Source organism: Bacillus sp. FSL R9-9497, assembly GCF_038005805.1.
GTDB lineage: Bacteria > Bacillota > Bacilli > Bacillales > Bacillaceae_G > Bacillus_A > Bacillus_A cereus.
Map to the genome: position 1 here is coordinate 2,895,405 of NZ_JBBOTY010000001.1, position 24,062 is coordinate 2,919,466.

Below are 24,062 nucleotides of genomic sequence, written 5' to 3' on the forward strand. Positions count from 1 at the left end.
AATTTACTCTAGTGGAGATTTTATTTTGATGATTGCTTTATAATTATATAAAACTGAGCTTCAATACAATAAATTGAAATAAACATATTATAAATATAACGGATAACCTTAAATAAAAAATAATGAACATTAAAGAAATTCTAAAGTATTAATATATTTTTCATAAATATTAATTGATAACACATTAGACTTTACTATATGTATAACTTCTTATTCTACAAAATGAAATTTTTTAATGTAAGAAAAAATATAATTTCCCTTTAACATTTATACAAGTCTCATATGGAAAACTTTACAAAACAATTCGAACACTTATATTTAGAATAAACACAAAAAATTGCCACCAGTTAACTTAACTGGTTGGCAATTTTTTAACGAGAATGCTTTACAAATAGTTGAATTGCTTCTTCTGGTACATAGCACTTTCCATTACTCTCTACAATAATACTTCTTAATTCATACCCTTTACCATTGATACGAATTATATTTTTGTTACCAAATAATTGTGCTTCTACTTTATTATGTTTTACTACGAGTAACGGGTTTGCTCCTTCGGTTTTGTCGGCTGTGACAGTTGCACCGATTTTCTTAAAGGCTTGTTCACTCTCTAAAAATATTTTATTCGTTACTTCTTCTAAGTTAAAGCCCATCGCTTTCGCCATCGTCTTCGCAATGTCTGTATTTTGGATTAAGCCTTCTGGTTTTTGAGGTCCATAAGAATGTAAGAATACATCCTCACCTGTATGTCCTCCTGTCGTAAAGCCGATATTTGCACGATTAGCCAATAATGTAGTAAGAATTCGTCCTACATCCATTTTCTTTTTTGCCACTTTTAATTGTTCTTTTTCATCATGAGTTAGATTATCCAAACCGTATAGTTTAGCTACATCTTCTACATTTGATAAATCAGATTTCAGTTTATTTATAGTTCCTTCAAGTGTCATTTTCGCCTTTTTCAATGGATCAATGTATGCAGAAACCGGTGTAGTATTGTATCCTTTTGTCGTATTCCTATTCCCTATAGAGATGCCGCTGTTACCATGATCAGTTAAAGCGATGAGCATCGTATCCCCATCTTTCTTCGCAAATTGTAACGCCTTTGCTACCGCTTCATCAAATGCCAATACATCACTAATCATCCCAATTGGATCATTAGCATGAGCTGCCCAATCAGGCTTACTACCTTCTACGAATAAAAAGAAGCCATCTTTATCTTTTGATAATGTTTGAATTGCTTTTTCTGTCATTTGAGAAAGTGTTGGTTGTTCTGGATTTGTTGCTATACGATCCATATCAAACGCAAGAGCATGATGTGAGAAAGAGCCCCAAATTTTATTAGATTTGGAGTTCAATAACGCATCTTTCGTTTCAACGAAATCGTATCCTTTGTCTTGAATCACCTTTACTAAATTTTCACCATCTTTTCGGATTCCATTACTTTTTATAGGTAGCAGCGCCGCTTTTCCCCCGCCTAATACGACATCTATATTTTGATATACTTGCTGCTTCGCAATTACGTCAAAATGTTTGCGATTGACATGGTGAGCAGAGAATCCGGCCGGAGTAGCATGCTGAATTTCAGATGTAGCAACAATGCCAGTTGCACGACCAGTACATTTTGCGCCTTCTAATACGTTTGCGACCGGCCGTAACTTTTCTTCTTCTTTTATTGGCTGTAAGCTAGGCGAACTTACAATAGAAGGTAATACACCTACATATCCTGAATTCGATTTATTTCCAGTTGCTAAAGCTGTTGCTGCTGGCGCTGAGTCTGTAATAGCTGATTCCGCCGAAAATGTACGAACACCTCCTGTTACAATTTGATCTAACGTAAGCGGTGCCCCTTTATACCAGCGAGCCAATGTTGTCGCCGTTGAACTCGTTCCGTCCATAATCATCATAATTATATTTTTAGGCTGGTGTTCTACTTTTTTCACCTTAGCTTTGGCCGCATGATAATTCATCATACTTTCCGTACTTAATACGCTTACTATTATAGCTCCCACTAATAGTAACTTTTTCATCTTCACACCATAATTCAACATGATTGTTCCTCCATAAACTTTGCATTCATTTCAATACACCTTATTTCCTTTTCCATACCAAAACCTACATATGTTTTATTAGTTCCCAATTCTCATAAAGCTAACAATAGTTACTTTCTCTTTCTTTAATTAAATATCGATATGTATCATTTATCTTATAAAAAAGATTTAACATCCTTTTCATTAATTACTTGTTTAACAATAAATCCTCGATTAAAAGAAATAAAAATTTATTGTTAAACAATAAATTTCATGTTAAATTAATAAGATATTAAATAAATGAGGTGCTTTTTATGAAACAAGGATCCACACTCTTTTTAAAGACCGTTGTAATTCTGATCGGAATCCCCGTTCTTGCTATGTGCATTTTTTTAGTCCCTAAAATAGGAAATTTTGCCGCAGAATTATATCCAGATATTGCATATATTAAATATCTTGTATTTATCAATTTATACGCAACAGCACTACCTTATTACTTCGCACTGTACCAAACATTTAAGCTTTTAAACTATATTGATAAAAATAACGCATTCTCAGAGCTATCTGTTCAAGCTTTAAAAAATATTAAGTACAGCGCATTGGCAATTAGTGTATTATATGTATTAGGTATGCCACTTTTCTATCTCGTGGCAGAGAGAGATGACGCCCCTGGCATTATTATTATCGGAATGATTATGATTTTTGCTTCAATGGTAATCGCGGTCTTTGCTGCCGTTCTCCAAAGACTATTAAAAGATGCTATAGATATAAAATCAGAAAATGATTTAACGGTCTGAGGTGAATAATATGGCAATTATTATTAATATTGATGTAATGTTAGCAAAAAGAAAAATGAGTGTAACAGAACTTTCGGAGAAGGTTGGAATTACAATGGCTAACCTTTCTATCTTGAAAAATGGAAAAGCAAAAGCAGTCCGTTTTTCAACTTTAGAAGCAATATGTAAAGCATTAGAATGCCAACCGGGTGATATTTTAGAATATCAACCTGAAGATACCAAGTAAAAAGAGTCCTTCATACGAGAAGGACTCTTTTTATTACACATTACGGCGCAAAACTAATTTGACCAGTAAACAATAGGATAATTGCTATGATCCAAAATATAAAAAATGATGAGGACAGTATTAATGAAAGAATAGCAATTCCCTTCTTCTCTGTTCTTTTCGTCATTGTGATTATTGAAAGCATGATACCTACACCTGTCAGGGCAATTGTAATATAATCTCCAACTATATTACCTGCATTGGCTATCCTTGTTGGCGTTATAAAAACGAATAGAAAACACAAAATGCCGATGAGTAAAGATACATAACTTATTATACTATACTTCTTTTTAGGAACTATTTCAGTTTTCATACTAACCCCACCCCTTCTATATAGCTATGAGTTCATATTAACATGAATAACCATAATTTGGTTAAAATAAACTGACCACTTCCTTATTAAAGATGGACGATTATCCTTTAATCTCTAGTAATTATTATATACAGAAAATAAAGTGAAACTTTAATCAGTGGAGGTTTTGTTCACCCTCCACTGATTATTAGTTGAAGCAATCAGGCTGCCCGTTATTGCAGAATAAAATGAAAGATTCAGTCTTTATTAATAACTTTTTTTATAAAGAAAACTCTCTATCACTCACTATCTTAAAAAACTCCGAGTAATGTGATAAAGAATAATCCGCTACATCACAATTACCTTGAAACATACATGTTGAAATACCTAATTCTTTTGCAGGTAATAAATCTAATTCTCTATCTCCAATAGCTAAATCAATATTGTATTTTTTATGCAGATGATTATAAGCTAAAGAGTTTGGCTTTCGAGGAAAGCCATCGTCAATTGTAACCATATCTACGAAGTATTTTTCCCAGCCGTAATATTTTAAAATGCCCATAACCCCTTCCCTATGTTTATGGGTCATAATCACATTTTTATTTGCAAATTTCAAAACCTCTTCGACACCTGCAAAAGGTTTCATATCTTTTGACGTGAATTTTCCCTTCAAAACTTTAATCTTTTCTTCCTGCTCGCATGAAATATTATAATACTGAATTGCATGAGAGTATGATATTTTTAAGTTTTTGTATATTTCTTGTTTTTCTACTGAATCACCTAATATTTCAGAAAGCATCATTGTATATGCAGGATACGTATCAAATAACGTCCCATCAAAATCCCATAAAATATTCATTCTATTCACCTTCTATGTTCAAATCATTTAATGACTAAATCCGCCCTATCCCTCGGCGATTCCATTTCTAAGTAATAATCCTCTGCTTTCCAATACCTATTTTCAAACTTTGAAAGGTTTTTCTGTGTCTCCTCACTCTCACGTAGAAACCTTGTCTCTCTTGGACAATCCAAATAGACCATATAATGAAAGAAATCTCTCCATTCTTTTCGCTGCAGAAAAACTCCTTCAATAACAATTACCCCTACAATAGGAATCTGTACTTTTTCCATTTCACATATATCTGTTTCTTCATGAAAGAAAGGTAATTTCAATTTTGTTTCATGTTGTAGCTTTTGAAAAAATTTCTGCCTTAGCCATTCAATGTCCCATTGTAAATAATAATACTCGTACCATTCTTCATATCCAGTATGATATCGTTTATTACGCTCCACTATGTGATCATCAATATGGAAAATATGAAACGGAATGCCTTCTTGTTTCATATTTTCTTTTAAATTGGTTACGAATGTTGTTTTCCAGATCGACTTAAACCATCTATACCTAAAATGAATCTATTTTCCCTATGCTTCTTCATAATCGTTATAAGTTCGTTTGTGCTCATTACTTCTTCCACTCTTCTTTTAATAAAGAATATAAAATAGTATTATGAGCAACTCCATTTTGAATCATATGTTTTCGAAGTAATCCTTCTTCTTGAAATCCTGCTTTTATTAACAACTTTTGAGAAGCTTTATTTTCTACATATACAACCGCTGCGATTCTTATCAGTTGCAGCATTTCAAATCCGTAAGCTAAAATCGCTTGTAATGCTTCCGATGCATATCCTTGTCCCCAATATGTATCATCTAATTCATAACCAATTTCAGCTCGTTTATGATTATTATTAATTAAATGAAATCCGCACGTTCCGATTAATTGGCCCGTCCCTTTTTTCTCGATTCCCCAGCGAAATACACTGCCCTCTTCATAACGATTTTTAAACGTTTGAATCGTTGTTTTCGCTTGCTCAATATTTTCAAAAGAATCCATTCCGAAATAACGTATAACTGATTCTTTCGAAAAATATTGGAACATCGTTTCTGCATCTAATAGTGTAAGTTCTCTTAAGAGTAAACGTTCTGTTTCTAGTTTTGGAAATCCCATCTCTCTTTCTCCCTCTATTCTAATGAACTGCAAATTTCAATATAATTTCCATCTGGATCAGCAATGTAAGCAATTGTTTGTCCCCACGGTTTTACAATCGGTTCAACTAAAATCTTGATTCCTTGTTCTCTAAATTGCTCAATCGTTTCTTGTACATTCTCAACAACGAATCCTAATTCGAAATGAGAAGACTTTAATTCACCTTCTGTAAGCGGTAGTCCTGTTAATTCTTTCACATCTTGCCGCGTATTCATCGCTAAAATGGTAGTTCCAGTATTAAATTCAATATATGTACCGTGCTCTGCTTTTATAGGTAACTGTAAAATATCTTTATAGAATTTTAAACATTCCTCAAACTTTTCTACATATAAAATAATGTACTTCATTTTCAAATCCATTTTACATCCCCCTTTGTATCTATCCCTAAAATTTCGACAAAAGTCTCACAAAAACCTTGTTCCTTGTAGTAATGAGCAAAAAAAATGAGGCCGATTTCTCGGCCCCCCAGCTTATTGGCATAAAACAGGAGATTTGGTTTGGACATAACCAGTTCGTACTTTTATTATATTTTATTTTTTCTGAATTTTAAATACATTAAACACCTATTTATATTGAGAAAGTTTTTTGCTTGCATAAAATTAAAGATTTTAAGAAATGATACAAATGGAGGTGTATACATATGGAACCAATGCTATGTCCAAGCTGTAAAACGAACCGTACTCGCTTTAATATTCTTGAGCAACAAGTAAAACCAGTCAAAATAAATCCACAAACTGGTCAAGTAGAAGAAGAATACACAAATGAAACGATGAATGCTTTTCATATGGCCTATCAAGGACCTACATACCGTGTCCAATGTGCTGTATGCGGACTTGTTGAAAACCCTGAACAATTTATTAAACCTGCGCAAAATCAGTCTTTCTAATAAAAACATGATTATCCCTTATAGAAATAGATTTTTCTATAAGGGATTTTTTCGTTTAATACGGTAAAAAAACGTATTTCTTCCTTATTATATATTAAACTTCGCACTCTTTTGTTAATATTCAAAAAAGGACAATACATCAAGTAATATTAATATTTAGGATTTCGGATCATTTTAACTAGTGGTTTATTATTAAGAATCATTTCTTATTCATTTATGATTTTTATTTGGTTATAAGATTTTAATACTTAACTAGTAGTTCTACACCTTAATTGCATAGTTTTTATTATGTAAAAAAGAGTGAGCAAATTAAGTTTATATAGAAACAAAAGAAGTTGATCCCGGTTTTCCCTCTCATCAACTTCTTTTAAACTCCACTCTTTATTATAATATTTCACTTTTTAATTTTTTGATTTTCCAAGAGAGTCTTATAAAAAAGTACATCCACATACAACCTGAAAGACCTGTCGTAACTTTCGCCCACATTGGCAATCTTGATTCCATCGGGCTTAAAAATAGGTTATACATTGATGGTAATATACTTGCTGATATAATAACAAGGAATAGCAATAATTCATTTAGTTTTTGTATCCTCGTCTCTTTTTCTGAGTAAATATCAGGCAATTCATTAACCTCTTCTACTTCTTTACAAAAATAATTCCATCTTGTGAAACTTGTTACGCGTTTCCAACCTGACATTTCGTATATTTCGAAATACTCTTGTTGTTGTTCTTTCGAATCTCTATAAACTAATCTAAAATCAGCTTTGTATATTACATCTTTTGGCTCAGTTTTCTGAAACGTATACATTAAATTATATTTTTGTAATGCCCAACCTTGCTGATGCATCTTTCGTAAAAAAGCTTCTTCTTTTTCTAAATTCCATGCCGTAAAAAATTTAAATACCCTTTTTGTCTCCATCTTCCATTCACTCCCCTAATATACTGTTTCCATTCTTTACAGACCGCTGTAATCTGTTGTACTCCAGTTCCAGTACTTCTCTCCCAAACGGCGTTAACTCATAGCACTTCTTTCTATCTGTAGAGGCAACTTCAACAATTAATTTTTCTTTAAGTAATTTCGTCGTATTCCCGTATAAAGTACCAGGACCGAGCTTTACTTCCCCATTTGTCATCTCTTCTACCATTTGCATAATTCCATATCCGTGCATTGGTTTCACTAGTGATAACAGTATGTAATATGTCGCCTCAGTTAACGGAATATATTTTTGCGCCTTCCCATTCATTATAACTACCTCCGATACATCGCCTTATGATATATCGACTTACGATACATCGTATATCGATATTGTATAATCATATTCCAAAATATGCAAGAGTAATTTAATAATTAAATATCCATTTCTTTGAATTAAAAAACCATACAAATTTTCTGAATAATTTGTTAAAATATAGAAATATTAGCTCTTTTATAATGAAAGGAATGGTACATATGATAAATAAATTGAAAGAAAACATCGGATCTGTGTTTGTTGGGAAAGAAAATGTTATTGATCTACTGCTCGTTTCACTTCTTGCTGGTGGACATGTACTGCTCGAAGACGTGCCTGGTACTGGGAAGACGTTACTGGCGAAAACCATTTCCAAAAGTATTGGTGGTAGTTTTTCTCGCGTTCAATTCACTCCTGATGTACTTCCAAGTGATGTAACAGGTATTGAATACTTCAACCCAAAAACAAGCGAATTCGAATTAAGAATTGGACCAGTTATGACAAACATTTTGCTAGCAGATGAAATTAACCGTGCAATGCCGAGAACGCAGTCGAGTTTGTTAGAAGCGATGGAAGAACGACAAGTGACGCTTGAGAAGCAGTCAACTCCTCTGCCGAAACCGTTCTTTGTTATTGCGACGCAAAACCCAATTGAATCACAAGGGACTTTCCCTCTTCCAGATGCACAGCTTGATCGCTTTTTAATGACGATTTCAATCGGTTATCCTACTCCTAAAGATGAGCTACAAATGATGCGACGTTTTCGGAACGATTTACCATTAGAAAGTGTCACATCTGTCATCTCATTAGAAGATATTTTAGAATCTCAAAAACGAGTAAAAGAAATATTTGTTTCGGAACCGTTAGAACATTACATTATTAAACTTGCTCATGCTACAAGAAATCATGATTATATCGCTAACGGTGTAAGCCCACGTGCCACATTAGCTTTAGTACGTGCTGTTCAAGCTTTAGCCTTTTTACGCGGGAGAGAATATTGCACACCAGAAGATATACAATTGTTAGTTCCTTCTGTTTGGAATCACCGTATCGTCTTATCAATGGAAGGTGCATTACGTACGACAAAAAATGATATTATGAAAAGTATTTTAAAAGAAGTTGACGTACCTGTGGAGATTGAGCAAGCATGAATGGACAGCGTGTTGTAACTGTGCCTTTATTTTTTCAACTCCATATTATTCAACTAACCGTTCCAATCGCGTTACTTTTCACATTCTTTTTCCCGCAACGAATGCTTATGTTTCTCTTTTTCTTCTATTATATATTTGCGATTTTTATTTATAAATATGTCGCTTTCATAGAGAAGAAGTTTCAAATCATAAATGAGAAACAAACTACACGGCTTTTTCCTGAGGAATCTGGACAGTTTTTTATTCATTTAAAAAATGGAGCCAGCATACCGCTCGTTAATGGTGTTTGTTACTTTCATTTAAATTCGTCCCTTATACCGCATAAAGAGCAAGGCATTGAACAAATATCAAAAACATTATTCTCTTTCCCATTTTCACAACCCGCACATTCGGCACAAAAATGGGGTTTAACATTAACCGCAACGAAGCGTGGTGTGTTTCAAATTGAACAGTTTGAATGTGTATTAAAAGATCCATTTCATCTATTAACTGTACATTTACCTGTTTTTGATAAATTAAGGACTGAAATTATTGTGTATCCTTCTTCTAAAGAAGTAGCAGGTTTGCAAGAACTTCAGCAACTTTTGAATGGATTTTATCGAACGAATTTTTCTTTTTACAATGATGAAACATCTATTATCGGTGTAAAGCGATATGAGCGTGAGTCTTTCCGCTCTATTCATTGGAAGGCATCTGCTAAAATGCAACAATTACAAGCGAAGCAATATGAACCTGTAAAAAATTATAGTTGGACGATTTGTCTTTCTTTAGCTGCCGATCGTGGATTTGGTTGGAAAGATAATGTAGAAGAACTTATTTCATATGCAACATACATTTTCCAGTACACAACGAAGCACCACATTCCGTTTGAATTGTTTATTAGTGTATTAGCAGAAGGCGGTGCATTACATGTACCGTTAAATGAAGGACAAACACAATATGCAAAAGCTTTAGAAGAATTAGCCCGTATTTCAGATGATAGTACGTTACTTCCGAAACAAGGATTCCTTCATTATGTAAAGAGAAAGAGAGAACGATCGTCTACAATGATATACATTGGTTTACAAAGAAATGAACTCCCTCTTCTCTCGCAGCCAACGTTTCTCATTACTAGTGAAGGGATGGTGGAACCAGTTGAAAACTTGGCTATATCACATTCATGATTTCATTCTGCTCCTCCTGCTTTCATTATTAACAGAAAGAGATGAACTAATTAGTATTGCAATATTTTTAACAACAGGCTATATTGGAGTATTTCTTATTCATAAATTTATGCAGAAAAAAACAACAGGATTTGTAATACTTTTAGTTCTTCAAATCGTTCTTTTCTCTTTATTTTTACCTTTTTCTCTTTTTGGCACAATCATATTACCACTATTTTTCTTTATCGTGCATGTGGTCGGACCTGGATATCCAGTTCAAAAATCTTTAGGTGGTATTGTATGGTTTGTCGTTTCAGTTATATTTTATGCACCCTTTCCACCGTTGTGGAAACTATTAATGTTAGCCTTGCATCTTATGATTACATTTTGGTTAACCGGGGCAAATCGCAAACAACAACTATTACGTTTTGCTTCTATCATTACGATTGGCTTAATGAGTATATTCATTGTTCAAGTATTTCCTTTCATTCGACTTATTTTTGGTTTTATAACGGAAGTAGTCGCATTAGGCGTCGGCTATGCTTTAATGCCATTAATTAAAGCAGCGGAATTAAAAGATACTGAAGATGTTTGGGCAAATAAAGGACATCTCTTAAAACCCAAAATTGAAGATGGGAAAAAAATTCCTGATTTTGATCCAATACTCATAAATAGCGCTACAATAATAGTCTGTACAGCTATCGCTATTTACGTGGTTTGGAAAATAGTAAAAAAACGAAAACATTTAAGTTTACCAAATATGCCCGCCTTCGAATCTACTATCATTACTGATAAAGAAGGAATGAGCCAAAATCGTTTTAAACGAAATAAACCGCCACATAACGAAATTCGGAAGGAAATTTTCAAGCTAGAGAGTAAGTTAACCCCTCCTTTAAATAGAAAACGGGGAGAAACTGTTGAGACTTGGCTAGAAAGAATAAACGATGAAGAAGATGTAAATATTCAAAGTGATATTATTATAGATGCTTATAATACTGTGCGTTATTCAAATGGTGCAAACACTGTACTTCTACATGAATTTAAGGAAGAGATTCATAAGCTTTATGCATATCAAAAAAGTTTGAAGAAACGAAAGAAATAACGTAATAAAAAGACTCCTATTTTTTCATAGGAGTCTTTTTATACTTCTACGTTGCTTTTTAAATGGAAGCATTCTTCCCTGCTTCAATTTCTAATGACTCTTCATGCCACCAAAGTGTTTCTTCAGGATCTTCTTTAGCAATTTGGTGTGCTTCTTTTTTCGTTTCTACTGTAGGATATGAACCTTTTAGCGCACGCCCTGAAGTCGTAACGAATAGTACACTAAATACAACTAATCCAATAATACTTACACCTGCTAAATAAAATGCCGGTGCGAGCGGGTTACCAGTTGCATGAACTAAGTATGAACATACAAGCGGTGTTGTTCCACCGAATATCGATACAGAAATATTAAATGAGATCGAAAGTGCTCGATAACGTACATCAGTGAAAAAGAGTGATGGTAATAATGAAGGTAATGTTCCTTCATATACACTTAAGAAGAAACCTAGTACGAAAATACCTGCAAATATGGCTGCAATATGTCCGTTACCTATTAGTAAAAATGCTGGAATTGCAAATACAGTTAAACCAAGTAAACCAATTTGCACAACGCGTTTATTACCAATTTTATCACTTAATTTACCGAAATATAGTGCTAGTGGAATCATAAGTGCCATCGTAATAGAAATAATTAATAGGCCTGTTGTTTCTTCGACTTTAAGTACTTGAGTTAGATAAGAAGGAATATACGAAAGAATCATATAATTCGTAATATTAAAGAAGGCGACAATTACTGTGCTTAATAAGAAGTCTTTTTTGTGATACTTAATAATGTCCATAAATGAAAATTGTTCATTGTCTTCAGATTCCTCTTGTGCTTTTTCCATCTCTTCAAAGATTGGAGATTCATCTAGATGACGGCGTAAGTATAAACCGACCAAACCAATTGGTGCAGCTACTAAGAACGGAATACGCCATCCCCAGCTGAGCATTTGCTCATCTGTTAACAATAACGTCAAAATGGTAACAATTACCGATGCAGCAATGTAACCTGAGAGTGTTCCAATTTCAAGACCACTACCGAGTATACCACGCTTTTTATCTGGAGAAGATTCTGCGATATAAACCATTGCTCCTGAATATTCGCCGCCTGTAGAGAAGCCTTGAATCATTCGGGCAACTAAAAGTAGTATTGGTGCCCATACACCAATTTGTTCATAGGTTGGTAGTAATGCGATGAATAATGTAGAAAGTGCCATTAAAATAATAGTAGTACTTAACACGATTTTTCGGCCGTACTTATCTCCTATTCTACCAAAGAATACACCTCCGATTGGTCGAACGAGAAAGGCTGCTGCAAATGTACCGAATGTAAGTACAAGTTGCAATCCACTATTATCAACACCTGAGAAGAATAATTGACTTAAAATTACCGCTAAATACGCGTATAATCCGAAGTCAAACCACTCCATTGCGTTCCCTATACCAGTAGCAATTACTGCTTTCCTGGCTTGTTTAGGATTGACAATATTAACGTCTTGAGGTTCAAAATTTAAATCATTATTTTGTTGCATATAATAAAACAGCTCCTTTTTTAATTTAACTTCTTTAAGCACACCTTCTCTTATTGAATAAAATTAATTCGAAGCACTTAAGGGAAATCAACGTCTCCTTGTCTGTTATTATTATTTCACATAATTAATTATTTGTCCAATTAAATGCTCTTTTTGTATAAATTTACACCCTATTTAACTTTTTATAAAATGAAGTTTAGGCTATATAATATATACCTTTACACTATAAATGAACCTTTCATTTATTTATATTTATAACGTTTCTATAATTGCTTCCTCTAACTTAGAAATCAGTAACTTTTACTAAAGACTTGCATATATTTAAAAAGTGAACTCATTGGCTCGAATTCTGTTTTATTACATTCAACTATTAATATTATTGTAGTTTTAAAGGAGGCTCTTTTATGTTGGAAATAATACTTTTACTTGCTACTGTTTCTTTTCTCTTTATTATTTCTGGATTTTTCATTACCTTAAAACAATATAAAGAAATTAAAAATATAAAGACTATATTAACTACAAAAAAAGAAAATGAGAAAACTACATCCGAAAACTCAATCCCTATGCAATTAGACCTTAGCGTTCTCAATAATTTACTCGCTTCTGGAATAAATAAAAAGTCTAACTCAAGTAATGAAAATTGTGAATCTGATAAAAACAAATGATTGTTATGCTTATAACAAAAAGAAAATATATCTCCTATTTTATCTAACCTTATTAACAACTACCTCTGATTAAAAAGGAGACTGCTTATGTGTAAAAATTCAATTTCTATTATTATCCCTATACAACATAAAATAAAAAATTTAACTGGAATTTTGAAAGCATGTGAACAACTACAGCCTTTAGAAATTATCCTTACTATTAACGGATATACCCAGGATTCAATTGGGAGTGCAGATTCCTACAATTGTGAAATTATTACACTAGAAGAACCGATAGAATCTCCTAATCTTTATGTAATTGGTGCAAAAAAAGCAAAGGGGCAGTATCTCTTATTTTTAGATGAAAATTACATGGTTCCCCCCTCCTTACTTATACAATTTCTTCAACCATTACTAAATGGATGTGCTGACGTCGTATTAAATAATTTAGATGATTTTTTTTATCAAAAACAACAGCCCAATTTAGCAATGATTTGGCAGCAAGTTACAAATCATTTTTTTTATCGCCCAGATTTAAATATTAACTCCTTATTATTTCCTCCCTATGCAATGACAAAAGAAGTACTTGATGTAATTAATCCAGATAATTTATCAAATCCCATATTGGCACAAATGAAAATTATTGAACATAAATTTCGGATTTGCGATCAATTAAACATTCCTATCCCTCAAGTTCTCCCTTTTCCTTCAACTCAACTCATTCATTATCATCTTGAAGCCATTGCAAATTGGATAAGTAAAATGCAAGATCCAAGAGGAAACTATACCGATAATAATCGAAAGCGGGATATTATTTTAGGGCTTCAAAACGGAGAACAAAAATCCATTCCAAAAATAATTACAGGTAAAGAGTTTTATTCAAATACTTATGGAGATCAACAATTATCAGTTATCATCCCTGTTCAAAATGAAGAAAAAACGATAGAATCTGTCATTTTTGAGGTACAAAAATTAAAACCTTTTGAAATTATTGTTATTGTTAATGGATCAACAGATAAAACAGAGGAATTGGCGAAGAGTTGCGGTGCAACAGTTATAAGCTACGAAGAAGCACTTGGAAATGATACAGGACGTGCTGTTGGTGCCTTTTTTGCAAAAGGTGAAATACTATTATTTATAGATGGAGATTTCTTAATTTCTAGTCATGATTTATTACCATTTGTACAATCTATTCAAAATGGCACAGACTTAGCTTTAAATAAACTAGAGCACTACTATATGTATCGTCTACCGTATTCTATTGTCACCGCATGTAAATATGCTATCAACTTAGCATGTAATCGAAAAGATTTAGGTATGGGATCCACAATTGCTGTCCCTCATGCTTTTAGTCGAAAATGCATTCATACAATTGGGTTTGATTCACTTCTTTCACCAACCTTAAGTCAAGTAAAAACAATTGTAGCAGGCTTACATGTACAAAATGTCTATTCTGTCGACGTTGATAAATTGAATCGTGTTCGACCTGAAAAACACTTCTCTGAGGAAGGTTCCCTTTCATTAGCAACACAACAAATCATTGGCGATCATATAGAAGCAATTTCTTACCTCATCGAACAAAAAAGAGGTAAAGAGTGCTTCTAATTATACATCCTACCTACTAAATAATATATTATATCATTTTTAATATATGACAGAATAAAAAAGATGGGTTGTAACCATCTTTTTTATTTTTACATCAACTCAAAAGAAAAGTAGAAGGCAGGTTTTTCATTTCTGTATCTTCTTAAGAAGTTTGAAAAGAAAGGCTTGTTAATGAAGATTCAACACTTAAATCATCATTTAGTGCAATTGAGAAACATGCAACTAATGGTAAAGTAATAACAATTGATCCACTAGGATTAATTATAATTGTAGGACTTGTCCCACATTCGCCTCCACAATCTACTACTGCATCAATTCCACTACCAGGGGTAATTGTAATTTTAAGACACACATCTAAACAAACATTATTCGTAATACATGCCATAACTCTCCCTCCTTTCCTTTAACAATATATGCAGTTAATTAAATTCGGACACGACTCTCGTACTAATTTTTATAAATTAGATGCTATTTTACTATTCGTTTTATAGGTAATTAACGTTTGATTAAACTATCTAAATTAACTAAGAAACTCAAATCATCTTTCACTGCAATAGAAATACATGCGATAAATGGTATTACATTAAAATTAGACAAACTTTCATCATTGCACCTTACGAATATTTCTGCACCACCATTTGGATTGACTTTAGTTTCTAAATAAATCTTAAAATACCTTTTATTGATGTAAAAAAAGGTATTCTCTCCTTTCTTGCATCTAATATTAAGTTAATTCCGTTACTGCTTTATTTACTCTTTACTTTATATACTTATAATAAATTGAAATAAAAAAGTAAAAACTTCTTCATGTATTTGAAGAGGTTTTTACTTTTCACTTACACTGAATTAAAAAAGCAATTTTTAAAATTTTGTTTTTATTCCAATACGTAACTCATACTTTATCCGTTGCTATTTCAAGCCGGTTAATAAAGTAGCTTCCAAATTAAAATAAATCTTTAAAATCCCTATTCTTTAGTAAATAAGAAAACCCTTCTACATGATCGCCGGTAATTCTCAATACAGCTGGTGGATGTCCTACTGTTGCGAAGTGTTCATTTGGACGAATACGATTTGGTTTCATTACATCTACAAAATGGACACATCCGACTTTATACCCTTCTAATATTGCCTTTACTTGTGCAACACACGCTGTGTGAAGAGTGTCCCAGCCAATTCCCTCTAAACATTTTCTACTAATAGCATGGGGAACAGCAATTGTAGATCCTACCCCTAAATCTTTACGGTTACAAGCAATATTCAACATATATTTATATAAACTTACAATATATAGAGGAAATCTAAGATTTAAATTTAAATCATTTAAAACCATATCAACACCATCCGCAACAGCTTGCGTTAACGGATGAAGATCTTTTGCTGGAATAGCAAAATCAGCATCAATAAAGAGAAGTATATCCCCTGTGGCTTCTTGTGCACCAATTGCCCGTCCTACATCATGCCCTAATCTTTCTTCATAAACAATTACTGTTGCCCCTGATTGCTTAGCAATTACTTCTGTCTGATCTGTTGACCCATTAATGACAACAATTATTTCTTTCGGTTCAATTTTTCTTGCCTCAAGAATAACTTCTTTAATCGTTGATTCTTCATTTTGTGCTGGTATAATAATTGATAACTGTTTTCCATTATAAATTGATGAATTCATTCCCCATCCTTTATGGAAACGTGAATAATTCTTTTGTTTTTTTAACTGCTCTATAATTTCTCTTTTTCTTCCTCCATCTGTATAGTTACCTCTATCATCTTTTCGTTGTAACCAACTCTCCAAAGCTTTTATATTTTCTTTAATCTCATATACTTCTAATTTAGTTAATTCATTTTTATAGAAAGAGGTTTCGTTTGCGGGCATATTATTCAAGGAGGTGTTAGTGATGGCTGACGAGGATTGTAGTCGCCACCCTTTCTCAATAAGAGTGACTTGGGACAGAATAGGGTTCTGCAAGATATCATATCCAATGTCTTCAATTGCTTTTTTAGTAATAGCATATGGCATAGATAACATCGAATCATATTTTAAATCCATACGCCCCAATACATCGTTTACTATTTTTCTATACACCATAGCAATACTTGGCCATTCTACTCTCATCTTTTCAAAACATACGGAGTCTATGTTATTTAAGATTACATCCTGTTCCTTTTTCAGTATCGGTTCTATAAATCGCTCTAATTCTACCGAAAAAATAACATCTTCCCCATCTAAAAATAAGACTACATCACCATTGGCGATTTTTGCCCCATGAACTGGTGCTTTCCGTTTACTTTTCTCCTCAATCACAACAACGTTACTTTCAACAAATGTTGGTATAGATTGTATCGCACTCATTCTATCATCAGCTACAATAATAATTTCTATTGGTTTTATATGCTGCACTTTATTTAAAATTTGATTCAATTTTGATTTTTCTTCTCCTAAAACTATAACGACTGATAGGTCCACTTCTTTTTGTTCTTCTTTTACAGTCTGATTAGGTTTTACTTTTTTTATATATTCAATTGTTTCACTCTTCCCTACAGCTGCATGCCCTGCTTTTTTATCAAAATATAAGTCAATTATAATTTGATTTACTTCCGTGTCTTTATCAAGTTGCTCTAATTCAGAAATAAATGGTAGTAAATGATTTTGCACATCAAATTCACACGCGAAATTTTGTAAAAAATAAATATTCGGTACATATTTAATGTGATTAAAAAATTTCACAACATTAATTCTTTCGCCAAATTTCTCCTCAACTTCTTCTCTTGATAAATTTGGATAAGACAAATCGAAAACTAGATTTATTGGTACAGGTATCCATTTTAATAAATTTGTTTGAGGATTATTAATTAAAGCTGTGGAGCCCTTAACGAATCCAGCTAAAATTAAAGACATAAATCCTCCCCCGGAACTGCCATAAAACAACACATTTTTCGAATCAACTTTTAACTTTGCAAATACTATTTCTAAAATATTTGCTATATCTTGTAAATAAAATCTATTTAACTCTCCCTGTCCCCAGCCTAAAGATAATTTTCCAAGATATAACGTAGGGTCATTATAATATATAACAGTATCTTCAAATTCATCCATCCAAGAATGTCGATGAAAAATAGGTGGACCAATTGGCTGTTCTTGAAACCCACCTGCTCCGGATCCAAAAACAATAGTGTTAGAAGCATCGGGCTTAATACGAATTAAAAATTCATACGTTACTTTATCCCAATCAACCTTGAGTATAAATGGTTCTGTAATTTGAAAATCCATTTGCCATAATTGTTCATATGAAATGTTAATTTTTTTGTACTGGTCTAACAGTTTAATCACCCTTTCCATCTATTTCAAGATGTTCTATTAAGTAAGAGAGAGCTTCAACGTGATCACCAATTATTCTTAATACTGCCGGAGGATGTCCATTGTGACTTACATTCTCCATTAAACGAATTCTATTCGGTTTTACAACATCAACGTAATGTACACATTCTACTCTATACCCTTGTAATATAGCTTTTACTTGTGCAAGACTAGGGCATAGTAAGCTTTCCCAGCCTATTGCATCTAAACATGATCTACTCATAGCATGTGGAATTGCTACTAATGAGCCATTGCTTAATTCTGGACGATTACATGCTAAATTAAGCATATATTTTACGACGTCTACAACATAAAACGGAGGATGTAACATCGGATTCAAATCATTTAATGCTATGTCTACACCAGCTGAAACTGCTTTTGTAAAATGATGCAAATTACTTCCTGAAACACTAAAATCACCATCAATAAATAAAAGAATATCTCCTGTAGCTTCAAGCGCTCCAATAGCACGTCCAACATTATGACCAAGTCGTTCGTTATATTCAATAATAGTAACACCAAGTCTTTTAGCAATATTAGCCGTTTGATCTGTCGAACCATTTACAACGACAATTATTTCTAGTGGTTCTATTTTTCTCGCCTCAAGTATTACTTGTTCTATAGTCTCTTCTTCATTTTGTACTGGTATAATGACAGAAAGCTGTTTCCCGTTATAAATTGAAGAATGCATTCCCCAGCCTCGATGATACGAAGGATACTGCTTGCTTTCACCTACTCTTTGAATAATATCTCTTCTTTTTCCTGCATCAGTAAAACCTACTCTTCTTCCCTTTTTCTCTATCCATTTGGATATACCAATTAAATATTTTTCCACTTTCTCTTTTTCATTTTCTAATAATTCTTTTTTAAATAAATACCCTTCTTCTTCTAACATTTCATCTTTAGATAACATTCTTATTGCATATTGATTGTTAATCCGCCAGCCTTGATTCACTATGTTCATATGAGCTAGAACGATATCTTTTATATAATCAAACCCGATATTTACCACTACTTCTTTCGTAAGTGCATATGGTAATGAAAGTATTGAATTGCTTTTTAAATCTGGTCGACTTAAAATTTCATTTAACATTTTTCTCCAAACAATATCCATATTTGGACATTTACCAACTTCTATAAATTCATCTATTTTGTTTAATACTACATCCGCCTGATTTGTAACAACTGGCTCAATAAAATTCTTCATTTCAGTTGAAGATAATAAAAAATTACTATCTACAAATAACAATACATCTCCTTTTGCTGCCTTTACAGAAGCTTCATACCCATCATAATACGTACTATATTTATCCATCAAAACAATATGGCATTTATGTTTCTTTGCTATTTCATACAAATTACTTCTATCGTTAGGAACGAAAATTATAATTTCAAGAGGATTTAGCTTCCATATAGATTGAATTGACTCTTCTAATATTTGCTCTCTTTCACTGTACAAAATAATAACCGTTAACGATTTCATTACACGCCCCCTTTACACATCATGTGACATAAAATATTAAGTATTACCATTTCCTATGAATTTGCTACTTTATTAACATATTCAAAAGTGAATTATACTGTGTAAAAACAACCGTCTATTTTTAAAAATATAAGTTCTGCACTTACCTCCTTTCTCTTATCATTGTTTGTTACAACTCTCACCATAAAAAACAAAAAAAGTCCTAATTTCTTTAGGACTTTTTCAAATAAATTTATCAATATTATTAATTTTATATACTACCTTTTTCCATGTTATACCGCGATCTTTTGTAGTAAATATTTCTTTTTTATTACACGCCCAACCTTTACGCCGATTAAAAAAATGCAAACAAAATACATTTTTTAATAATGGATTGCTTGATACTTTAATCCATTTTGCTCCTTTTTTTATTATTTGATACACACTCCCATTTTCACTATTTATAACCCAGCCATAATAGGAACTAAAAAACGAAACAGCCACTTTACTAGTATTTATTGTTTTATTTGAAATATGCCACGAATTCCCCTTATCAAATGAGTAATTCATTAAAAATACATCATCATTCTTTTTAGTAGGTATTACTAATAAGTTATTTTTATAGATTGCTTTATAAGCCATAGCAGTCCCATTATTAATTCCTTCAAGACTTGGAATATCTTTTATAGGATGCCAACTTTCCCCACCATTTATTGTTTTAAATACCGTTGATGTTTCATAATGTTTTTGTAGTGAAATAACCCCAATTAGATCGTTTATAAATGTTATCCCTGAAATACTATCACTAATACTTATATTTTTTATTACTTTCCAAACTTTCCCTTTCGTTTTCAAATAGTATAAATTATGTTCAAATTTATTTGATGCAAGCTTTCTAGATAATACAATCCATATACTATCCATATTCGTAGCATGCAATTGTACTTGAACATCAGTCGATTTCTCCCAATCTTCTTCAACCGGTAAAATAAACTCACTCCACCTTTCTCCTCTATTAACTGTATAAAATATAGCTGGCAATAAATCGTCATTCTTTTTTGTTAAACCATATGCCCAAGAGCTTCGAGCGTTTATTGGATACCCACATAATACAATTGAATTAAGAGGATTGACAACATCCCATTCTACTCCTCCGTTTCGAGTATATAAGATAGCCTGCTTTTTATTTGTATATTGAATACTAGCCCAACCATATTTATCCGTTCTCATTTGTAAAGAAGTAAATTGAATATCATTATTTTCCAATATATCACCTCATTCTTATTATTTATATATTCGTATGCTATTATTTTCAAAACGTTCTATCATTAGTTATTTAAACCACCCGCTTTATCTACTATCTTTATACTTACTTTCCCTTTTCTTCACCACTCAAATATAACGAAATTCCTTCTATTTTTCCGTTATCATATACAAACGACTGTATTTTACAAAATTCAACTATAAAAAATGCACCCCAATTGTAAACTATCCCCAACAATTAGAGTGCACTTTATATAAAATATAGCTTTTAATTTTTAAGCACTTACTACAGTAGCAACCTTATCCATACAAGTAATAAATTGAGTAATAAATGTATCAATTTCTTCTTTTGTAATTATATATGGAGGAAGTAAACGGATAATATTCCCTTGTGTTACGTCAACTAATATCCCTTTTTCCATTAGCTCTACCTGTAATTTCTTCACATTTTCATTTGTATCATTTAAACTAATTCCAAACATCATACCAGCATGACGTACTTCCTGAATATAATAAGAGTTTTCTTTCTGAATTTCTTGTAATTTATCATTTAAATATAGTGACGTTTCATACGCTTCGTGCATTAAACCATCTTCAATCAATGTGTTTAATACCGTTAACCCTAAAGCCGTTCCCATTGATGAATGAGCAAATGTTGTTCCATGATCTCCAGGTGCAAATACATCACATAGCTTTTCACCTACAATAATTCCTCCTAGCGGTATCCCGCCTCCTGCTCCTTTACCAATTTGAATAATGTCCGGTGTGATATTAAAATTTTGATACGCAAACAGTTTCCCGGTTCTCCCCATACCACTTTGAATTTCATCAACGATAAGTAGTAGATTGTATTTCTCACATAAGTTTTGAACGCCATGTAAATATTCACGCGATAAAGGATAAATCCCCCCGCTTCCTAAAACCGGCTCTAGCATAATCGCAATTGGATTTTCATGAATAATTGTTTCTTCTAATTGCTCTATATTTTCGCGCTCTACTTCATATACAGGAATCGATGTTTTAGGGAAATTTTGATATACACTTTCTTGTCTCGTAAAATGAAGTGCCCCTAACGTACGCCCATGGAAACTATTCTTCAGCACTACAATTCCTTCACGTTCTTCATTCGTATTAGCTCTATATTTATCAATTAATTTCAAAGTTGTTTCTGTCGCTTCCGTACCAGAGTTTGTAAAAAAGACCTTTCCGTTTTTTAATGAGCAATCCACTAATTTCTTTGCATACTCAATCGCAACTGGGTTTAAAAAATGAAACGGCAGATGCAACGATTTTGTAACTTGCTCCATTGTCGTTTGTACAATTTTAGGATGATTGTATCCTAATACATTTACTCCTACGCCAGAAAATAAATCTAAATACTCTTTACCATCTACATCATATAGTTTACATCCTTCTCCTCTTTCTATCGCAACCTTCGTACGACAATACGTAGACATCATATATTCTTTATCTAATTGAAACCAATCCGACATGTTAAATTCCTCCTATTTATTTTCCCTGTTTATTTCTGTTCATTCTCTATAAACTCATGTATAAATTCATTTTTTAGATTAAAATTTTAATAGTAATTTTCTTCACGATATTCATTTTTCCATAATTTCTTCTATTTCAACAGGTCCACTACATACACGTTTTTTTCATCTAGCGGTCTGTTACTACTTTGCATATCATACATAATCAAGATTATAAAATCATATTTAGTAACAATAGACGAAATAAATTTGGAGGCTATATCGATGAATGAAAACTATGATAAACAGGGGCAATCTTTACTAGGGAATCACTTTAATGAAAAAGGCGAACGTAATGAACAAGCTACCCTTCACTCACAAACAGTTGGTTCACGTGGACCTGTTCTAGAGCAAGATAGTGTACTTCACGAGACGTTACAAGAATTTATTCATGAAAAAATTTTAGAAAGACCTGTTCATGTAAAAGGATTTGGTGCGTTCGGTTATTTTCAAACGATATATTCGATGTCTGAACATACTAAATTAAGTTTTTTACAAAATTCTAATGAGAAAGTTCCTGTTATGGTGCGATTTTCGTTAGCTGTTAGTACGAAAGGAACACCGGATACTGCTAGAAATGTACGCGGTTTTTCTACAAAATTTTATACAAAAGAAGGCATTTTTGACCTTTTATGTAATCACATTCCTGTTTTTTCTGTCCGTGATCCGATGCGTTTCCCTGAAACGATTCAAGCATTATTGCCTTCACCTAAAAATAACTTAATAGACTCTAATAGATTTTGGAGTTTTGTCGCTAAAGCACCTGAATCTATTCATTTTGTTGTCCGTTTATACTCTAATAATGGTACGGCCAAAAGTCTTCGCCACATTCCAGGACATAGTGTTAATACATATGTATGGAGAAATGCGGAAGGTAATCGAAAGTATGTAAAGTATCATTGGTACCCGTTTGAAGGTGTACAGTACATTACTAGTAAAGAAGCAATTAAACTAGCTGCCGAAAATCCTGATTATAGCGGGAAAGATTTATATGATGCTATTGAAAATGGTAAACCAGTGGAGTATGGTTTATACGTCCAGCTCATGGATCCGAAAGATGAAGCGCACCTTTCTTATGATCCTTTAGATGACACAAAAGTATGGGATGAACAGACGTATCCTCTCATACCAGTCGGGAAAATGGTATTAAATAAAAATCCTGAAAATTTTATGGAACAAGTAGAAAAAGTCGCATTCTCTCCTTCTAATTTACTGGATGGTGCAGAACTATCAGATGATAAAATGCTGCAAGGGCGCGCTAACATTTACAGTGATTCACAAAGAAGAAGAATTGGTCCAGAATTTCGCAAATTAACGATTAACCAGCAGCAAGATTGGACACCTGCTAATCAAATTACAACCGGTGAAGGAAGGTACGTTGAAGGTAAACTTGAAAGAGCTTCTATAACGAAACAGGATGACTTTACACAAGCTGGTGAATTTTATACGAAGTTACAGCCAATAGAAAAAGAACATCTCGCCGAAAACTTAGCTAGTGATTTGAAAGTTATATCCGATGATATTAGGGAGATCGTTTTGGGGTATTTCAATCAAGTATCAACTGATTTGAAAACAAGCATTGAGACAAAAATGAAAGAGCATTAAGAAGATTAAAACATGCTTTACGAATGAGAATTCAGATCTATATTAATTATTTTCTTATCAAAATCCAATGAGGTTATTTAATTTAAAAATATAAAGCCCACATATCCCTGTTCTATAATTAGAACAGGGATATGTTGAATTAGTTTAAT

General features: G+C 32.6%; 23 protein-coding genes and 1 pseudogene. 9 read left to right on the forward strand and 15 right to left on the reverse strand.

What is annotated here, in order from left to right; translation table 11 throughout:
• Positions 1–371: 371 nt before the first annotated feature.
• Positions 372–2,045 carry an alkaline phosphatase gene (locus MKY21_RS14960; protein WP_044797296.1) on the reverse strand — a complete coding sequence of 558 codons (1,674 nt, stop codon included), beginning with the start codon at positions 2,043–2,045 and terminating at the stop codon, positions 372–374.
• Between the two features lie 293 nt (positions 2,046–2,338).
• Here MKY21_RS14960 and MKY21_RS14965 point away from each other — a divergent pair, with 293 nt between their 5' ends.
• The gene (locus tag MKY21_RS14965; protein WP_000809123.1) at positions 2,339–2,821 is read left to right on the forward strand and encodes a DUF2975 domain-containing protein; all 483 of its coding nucleotides are present in this window, start codon (positions 2,339–2,341) and stop codon (positions 2,819–2,821) included.
• 10 nt (positions 2,822–2,831) lie between these two features.
• Entirely contained in the window at positions 2,832–3,047 is a 216-nt protein-coding gene (locus MKY21_RS14970) for a helix-turn-helix domain-containing protein (RefSeq protein WP_000974620.1), read from the forward strand.
• A 40-nt stretch (positions 3,048–3,087) separates the two neighbouring features.
• Here the strand turns inward: MKY21_RS14970 and MKY21_RS14975 are convergent, their stop codons facing one another.
• The 5 genes and pseudogenes from MKY21_RS14975 to MKY21_RS14995 form a co-directional block, all read right to left on the reverse strand.
• Entirely contained in the window at positions 3,088–3,399 is a 312-nt protein-coding gene (locus tag MKY21_RS14975) for a hypothetical protein (RefSeq protein ID WP_000845560.1), read from the reverse strand.
• A gap of 259 nt (positions 3,400–3,658) precedes the next feature.
• Positions 3,659–4,237, reverse strand: coding sequence for an HAD-IA family hydrolase (locus MKY21_RS14980; RefSeq protein ID WP_044797297.1), 579 nt, complete (start codon positions 4,235–4,237; stop codon positions 3,659–3,661).
• Between the two features lie 23 nt (positions 4,238–4,260).
• Positions 4,261–4,841, reverse strand: a pseudogene (locus tag MKY21_RS14985) (kinase).
• The gene (locus MKY21_RS14990; protein ID WP_000506653.1) at positions 4,841–5,383 is read right to left on the reverse strand and encodes a GNAT family N-acetyltransferase; all 543 of its coding nucleotides are present in this window, start codon (positions 5,381–5,383) and stop codon (positions 4,841–4,843) included. The pseudogene MKY21_RS14985 and the gene MKY21_RS14990 overlap by 1 nt, the downstream one beginning before the upstream one ends.
• Positions 5,384–5,397: 14 nt before the next feature.
• Complete coding sequence (locus MKY21_RS14995; RefSeq protein ID WP_000364497.1) at positions 5,398–5,781, reverse strand: VOC family protein; 384 nt, start codon at positions 5,779–5,781, stop codon at positions 5,398–5,400.
• Between the two features lie 281 nt (positions 5,782–6,062).
• On the opposite strand from MKY21_RS14995, the gene MKY21_RS15000 reads away from it, so the two are divergent.
• The gene (locus MKY21_RS15000) at positions 6,063–6,308 is read left to right on the forward strand and encodes a hypothetical protein (protein ID WP_000433602.1); all 246 of its coding nucleotides are present in this window, start codon (positions 6,063–6,065) and stop codon (positions 6,306–6,308) included.
• 384 nt (positions 6,309–6,692) lie between these two features.
• On the opposite strand, the gene MKY21_RS15005 is transcribed toward MKY21_RS15000, so the two are convergent.
• Positions 6,693–7,229: a DUF2812 domain-containing protein gene (locus MKY21_RS15005; protein ID WP_000448684.1), complete on the reverse strand. Its 537-nt coding sequence runs from the start codon at positions 7,227–7,229 to the stop codon at positions 6,693–6,695.
• Positions 7,230–7,236: 7 nt separating this feature from the next.
• Positions 7,237–7,554 carry a PadR family transcriptional regulator gene (locus tag MKY21_RS15010; protein ID WP_001013434.1) on the reverse strand — a complete coding sequence of 106 codons (318 nt, stop codon included), beginning with the start codon at positions 7,552–7,554 and terminating at the stop codon, positions 7,237–7,239.
• A 206-nt stretch (positions 7,555–7,760) separates the two neighbouring features.
• Here MKY21_RS15010 and MKY21_RS15015 point away from each other — a divergent pair, with 206 nt between their 5' ends.
• Genes MKY21_RS15015 through MKY21_RS15025 form a run of 3 tightly spaced genes read left to right on the forward strand, consistent with a single transcriptional unit; the run spans position 7,761 to position 10,934 of the window.
• Positions 7,761–8,690, forward strand: coding sequence for an AAA family ATPase (locus tag MKY21_RS15015; RefSeq protein WP_341076651.1), 930 nt, complete (start codon positions 7,761–7,763; stop codon positions 8,688–8,690).
• The gene (locus MKY21_RS15020) at positions 8,687–9,853 is read left to right on the forward strand and encodes a DUF58 domain-containing protein (RefSeq protein WP_341076652.1); all 1,167 of its coding nucleotides are present in this window, start codon (positions 8,687–8,689) and stop codon (positions 9,851–9,853) included. Before MKY21_RS15015 ends, MKY21_RS15020 begins: the two co-directional genes overlap by 4 nt.
• Entirely contained in the window at positions 9,825–10,934 is a 1,110-nt protein-coding gene (locus MKY21_RS15025) for a DUF4018 domain-containing protein (RefSeq protein WP_272514326.1), read from the forward strand. Before MKY21_RS15020 ends, MKY21_RS15025 begins: the two co-directional genes overlap by 29 nt.
• 58 nt (positions 10,935–10,992) lie before the next feature.
• On the opposite strand, the gene MKY21_RS15030 is transcribed toward MKY21_RS15025, so the two are convergent.
• Positions 10,993–12,450, reverse strand: coding sequence for an MFS transporter (locus MKY21_RS15030; RefSeq protein WP_001186931.1), 1,458 nt, complete (start codon positions 12,448–12,450; stop codon positions 10,993–10,995).
• A 404-nt stretch (positions 12,451–12,854) separates the two neighbouring features.
• Here MKY21_RS15030 and MKY21_RS15035 point away from each other — a divergent pair, with 404 nt between their 5' ends.
• A complete protein-coding gene (locus MKY21_RS15035) occupies positions 12,855–13,115 on the forward strand; it encodes a hypothetical protein (protein WP_044797303.1) in 261 nt (86 codons plus the stop codon).
• 87 nt (positions 13,116–13,202) lie between these two features.
• A complete protein-coding gene (locus MKY21_RS15040) occupies positions 13,203–14,699 on the forward strand; it encodes a glycosyltransferase (protein ID WP_341076656.1) in 1,497 nt (498 codons plus the stop codon).
• Between the two features lie 142 nt (positions 14,700–14,841).
• Here MKY21_RS15040 and MKY21_RS15045 read toward each other — a convergent pair whose 3' ends face one another.
• The 6 genes from MKY21_RS15045 to MKY21_RS15070 form a co-directional block, all read right to left on the reverse strand.
• Positions 14,842–15,084, reverse strand: coding sequence for a hypothetical protein (locus MKY21_RS15045; RefSeq protein WP_000752186.1), 243 nt, complete (start codon positions 15,082–15,084; stop codon positions 14,842–14,844).
• Between the two features lie 110 nt (positions 15,085–15,194).
• Positions 15,195–15,386 (reverse strand): hypothetical protein, encoded by a 192-nt coding sequence (locus MKY21_RS15050; RefSeq protein WP_044797305.1) that lies wholly within the window; start codon positions 15,384–15,386, stop codon positions 15,195–15,197.
• A gap of 256 nt (positions 15,387–15,642) precedes the next feature.
• Positions 15,643–17,964 carry a glycosyltransferase family 2 protein gene (locus tag MKY21_RS15055; protein ID WP_001986534.1) on the reverse strand — a complete coding sequence of 774 codons (2,322 nt, stop codon included), beginning with the start codon at positions 17,962–17,964 and terminating at the stop codon, positions 15,643–15,645.
• Positions 17,965–18,016: 52 nt separating this feature from the next.
• A complete protein-coding gene (locus MKY21_RS15060) occupies positions 18,017–19,534 on the reverse strand; it encodes a glycosyltransferase family 2 protein (protein WP_341076659.1) in 1,518 nt (505 codons plus the stop codon).
• 222 nt (positions 19,535–19,756) lie between these two features.
• The gene (locus tag MKY21_RS15065) at positions 19,757–20,779 is read right to left on the reverse strand and encodes a hypothetical protein (protein WP_098781744.1); all 1,023 of its coding nucleotides are present in this window, start codon (positions 20,777–20,779) and stop codon (positions 19,757–19,759) included.
• Positions 20,780–21,051: 272 nt separating this feature from the next.
• Positions 21,052–22,269: an aspartate aminotransferase family protein gene (locus MKY21_RS15070; RefSeq protein ID WP_001286500.1), complete on the reverse strand. Its 1,218-nt coding sequence runs from the start codon at positions 22,267–22,269 to the stop codon at positions 21,052–21,054.
• A 264-nt stretch (positions 22,270–22,533) separates the two neighbouring features.
• Between MKY21_RS15070 and MKY21_RS15075 the strand changes: the two genes are divergently transcribed.
• A complete protein-coding gene (locus MKY21_RS15075) occupies positions 22,534–23,913 on the forward strand; it encodes a catalase (protein WP_341076667.1) in 1,380 nt (459 codons plus the stop codon).
• The last annotated feature ends 149 nt before the right edge of the window (positions 23,914–24,062 follow it).

Excerpts from the sequence above, each read along its gene's own strand:
- MKY21_RS14960 (WP_044797296.1), bottom strand. The coding sequence starts at position 2,045 with ATGTTGAATTATGGTGTGAAGATGAAAAAGTTACTATTAGTGGGAGCT.
- MKY21_RS14965 (WP_000809123.1), top strand. The coding sequence starts at position 2,339 with ATGAAACAAGGATCCACACTCTTTTTAAAGACCGTTGTAATTCTGATC.
- MKY21_RS14970 (WP_000974620.1), top strand. The coding sequence starts at position 2,832 with ATGGCAATTATTATTAATATTGATGTAATGTTAGCAAAAAGAAAAATG.
- MKY21_RS14975 (WP_000845560.1), bottom strand. The coding sequence starts at position 3,399 with ATGAAAACTGAAATAGTTCCTAAAAAGAAGTATAGTATAATAAGTTAT.
- MKY21_RS14980 (WP_044797297.1), bottom strand. The coding sequence starts at position 4,237 with ATGAATATTTTATGGGATTTTGATGGGACGTTATTTGATACGTATCCT.
- MKY21_RS14990 (WP_000506653.1), bottom strand. The coding sequence starts at position 5,383 with ATGGGATTTCCAAAACTAGAAACAGAACGTTTACTCTTAAGAGAACTT.
- MKY21_RS14995 (WP_000364497.1), bottom strand. The coding sequence starts at position 5,781 with ATGGATTTGAAAATGAAGTACATTATTTTATATGTAGAAAAGTTTGAG.
- MKY21_RS15000 (WP_000433602.1), top strand. The coding sequence starts at position 6,063 with ATGGAACCAATGCTATGTCCAAGCTGTAAAACGAACCGTACTCGCTTT.
- MKY21_RS15005 (WP_000448684.1), bottom strand. The coding sequence starts at position 7,229 with ATGGAGACAAAAAGGGTATTTAAATTTTTTACGGCATGGAATTTAGAA.
- MKY21_RS15010 (WP_001013434.1), bottom strand. The coding sequence starts at position 7,554 with ATGAATGGGAAGGCGCAAAAATATATTCCGTTAACTGAGGCGACATAT.
- MKY21_RS15015 (WP_341076651.1), top strand. The coding sequence starts at position 7,761 with ATGATAAATAAATTGAAAGAAAACATCGGATCTGTGTTTGTTGGGAAA.
- MKY21_RS15020 (WP_341076652.1), top strand. The coding sequence starts at position 8,687 with ATGAATGGACAGCGTGTTGTAACTGTGCCTTTATTTTTTCAACTCCAT.
- MKY21_RS15030 (WP_001186931.1), bottom strand. The coding sequence starts at position 12,450 with ATGCAACAAAATAATGATTTAAATTTTGAACCTCAAGACGTTAATATT.
- MKY21_RS15035 (WP_044797303.1), top strand. The coding sequence starts at position 12,855 with ATGTTGGAAATAATACTTTTACTTGCTACTGTTTCTTTTCTCTTTATT.
- MKY21_RS15040 (WP_341076656.1), top strand. The coding sequence starts at position 13,203 with ATGTGTAAAAATTCAATTTCTATTATTATCCCTATACAACATAAAATA.
- MKY21_RS15045 (WP_000752186.1), bottom strand. The coding sequence starts at position 15,084 with ATGGCATGTATTACGAATAATGTTTGTTTAGATGTGTGTCTTAAAATT.
- MKY21_RS15055 (WP_001986534.1), bottom strand. The coding sequence starts at position 17,964 with ATGGATTTTCAAATTACAGAACCATTTATACTCAAGGTTGATTGGGAT.
- MKY21_RS15060 (WP_341076659.1), bottom strand. The coding sequence starts at position 19,534 with ATGAAATCGTTAACGGTTATTATTTTGTACAGTGAAAGAGAGCAAATA.
- MKY21_RS15070 (WP_001286500.1), bottom strand. The coding sequence starts at position 22,269 with ATGTCGGATTGGTTTCAATTAGATAAAGAATATATGATGTCTACGTAT.
- MKY21_RS15075 (WP_341076667.1), top strand. The coding sequence starts at position 22,534 with ATGAATGAAAACTATGATAAACAGGGGCAATCTTTACTAGGGAATCAC.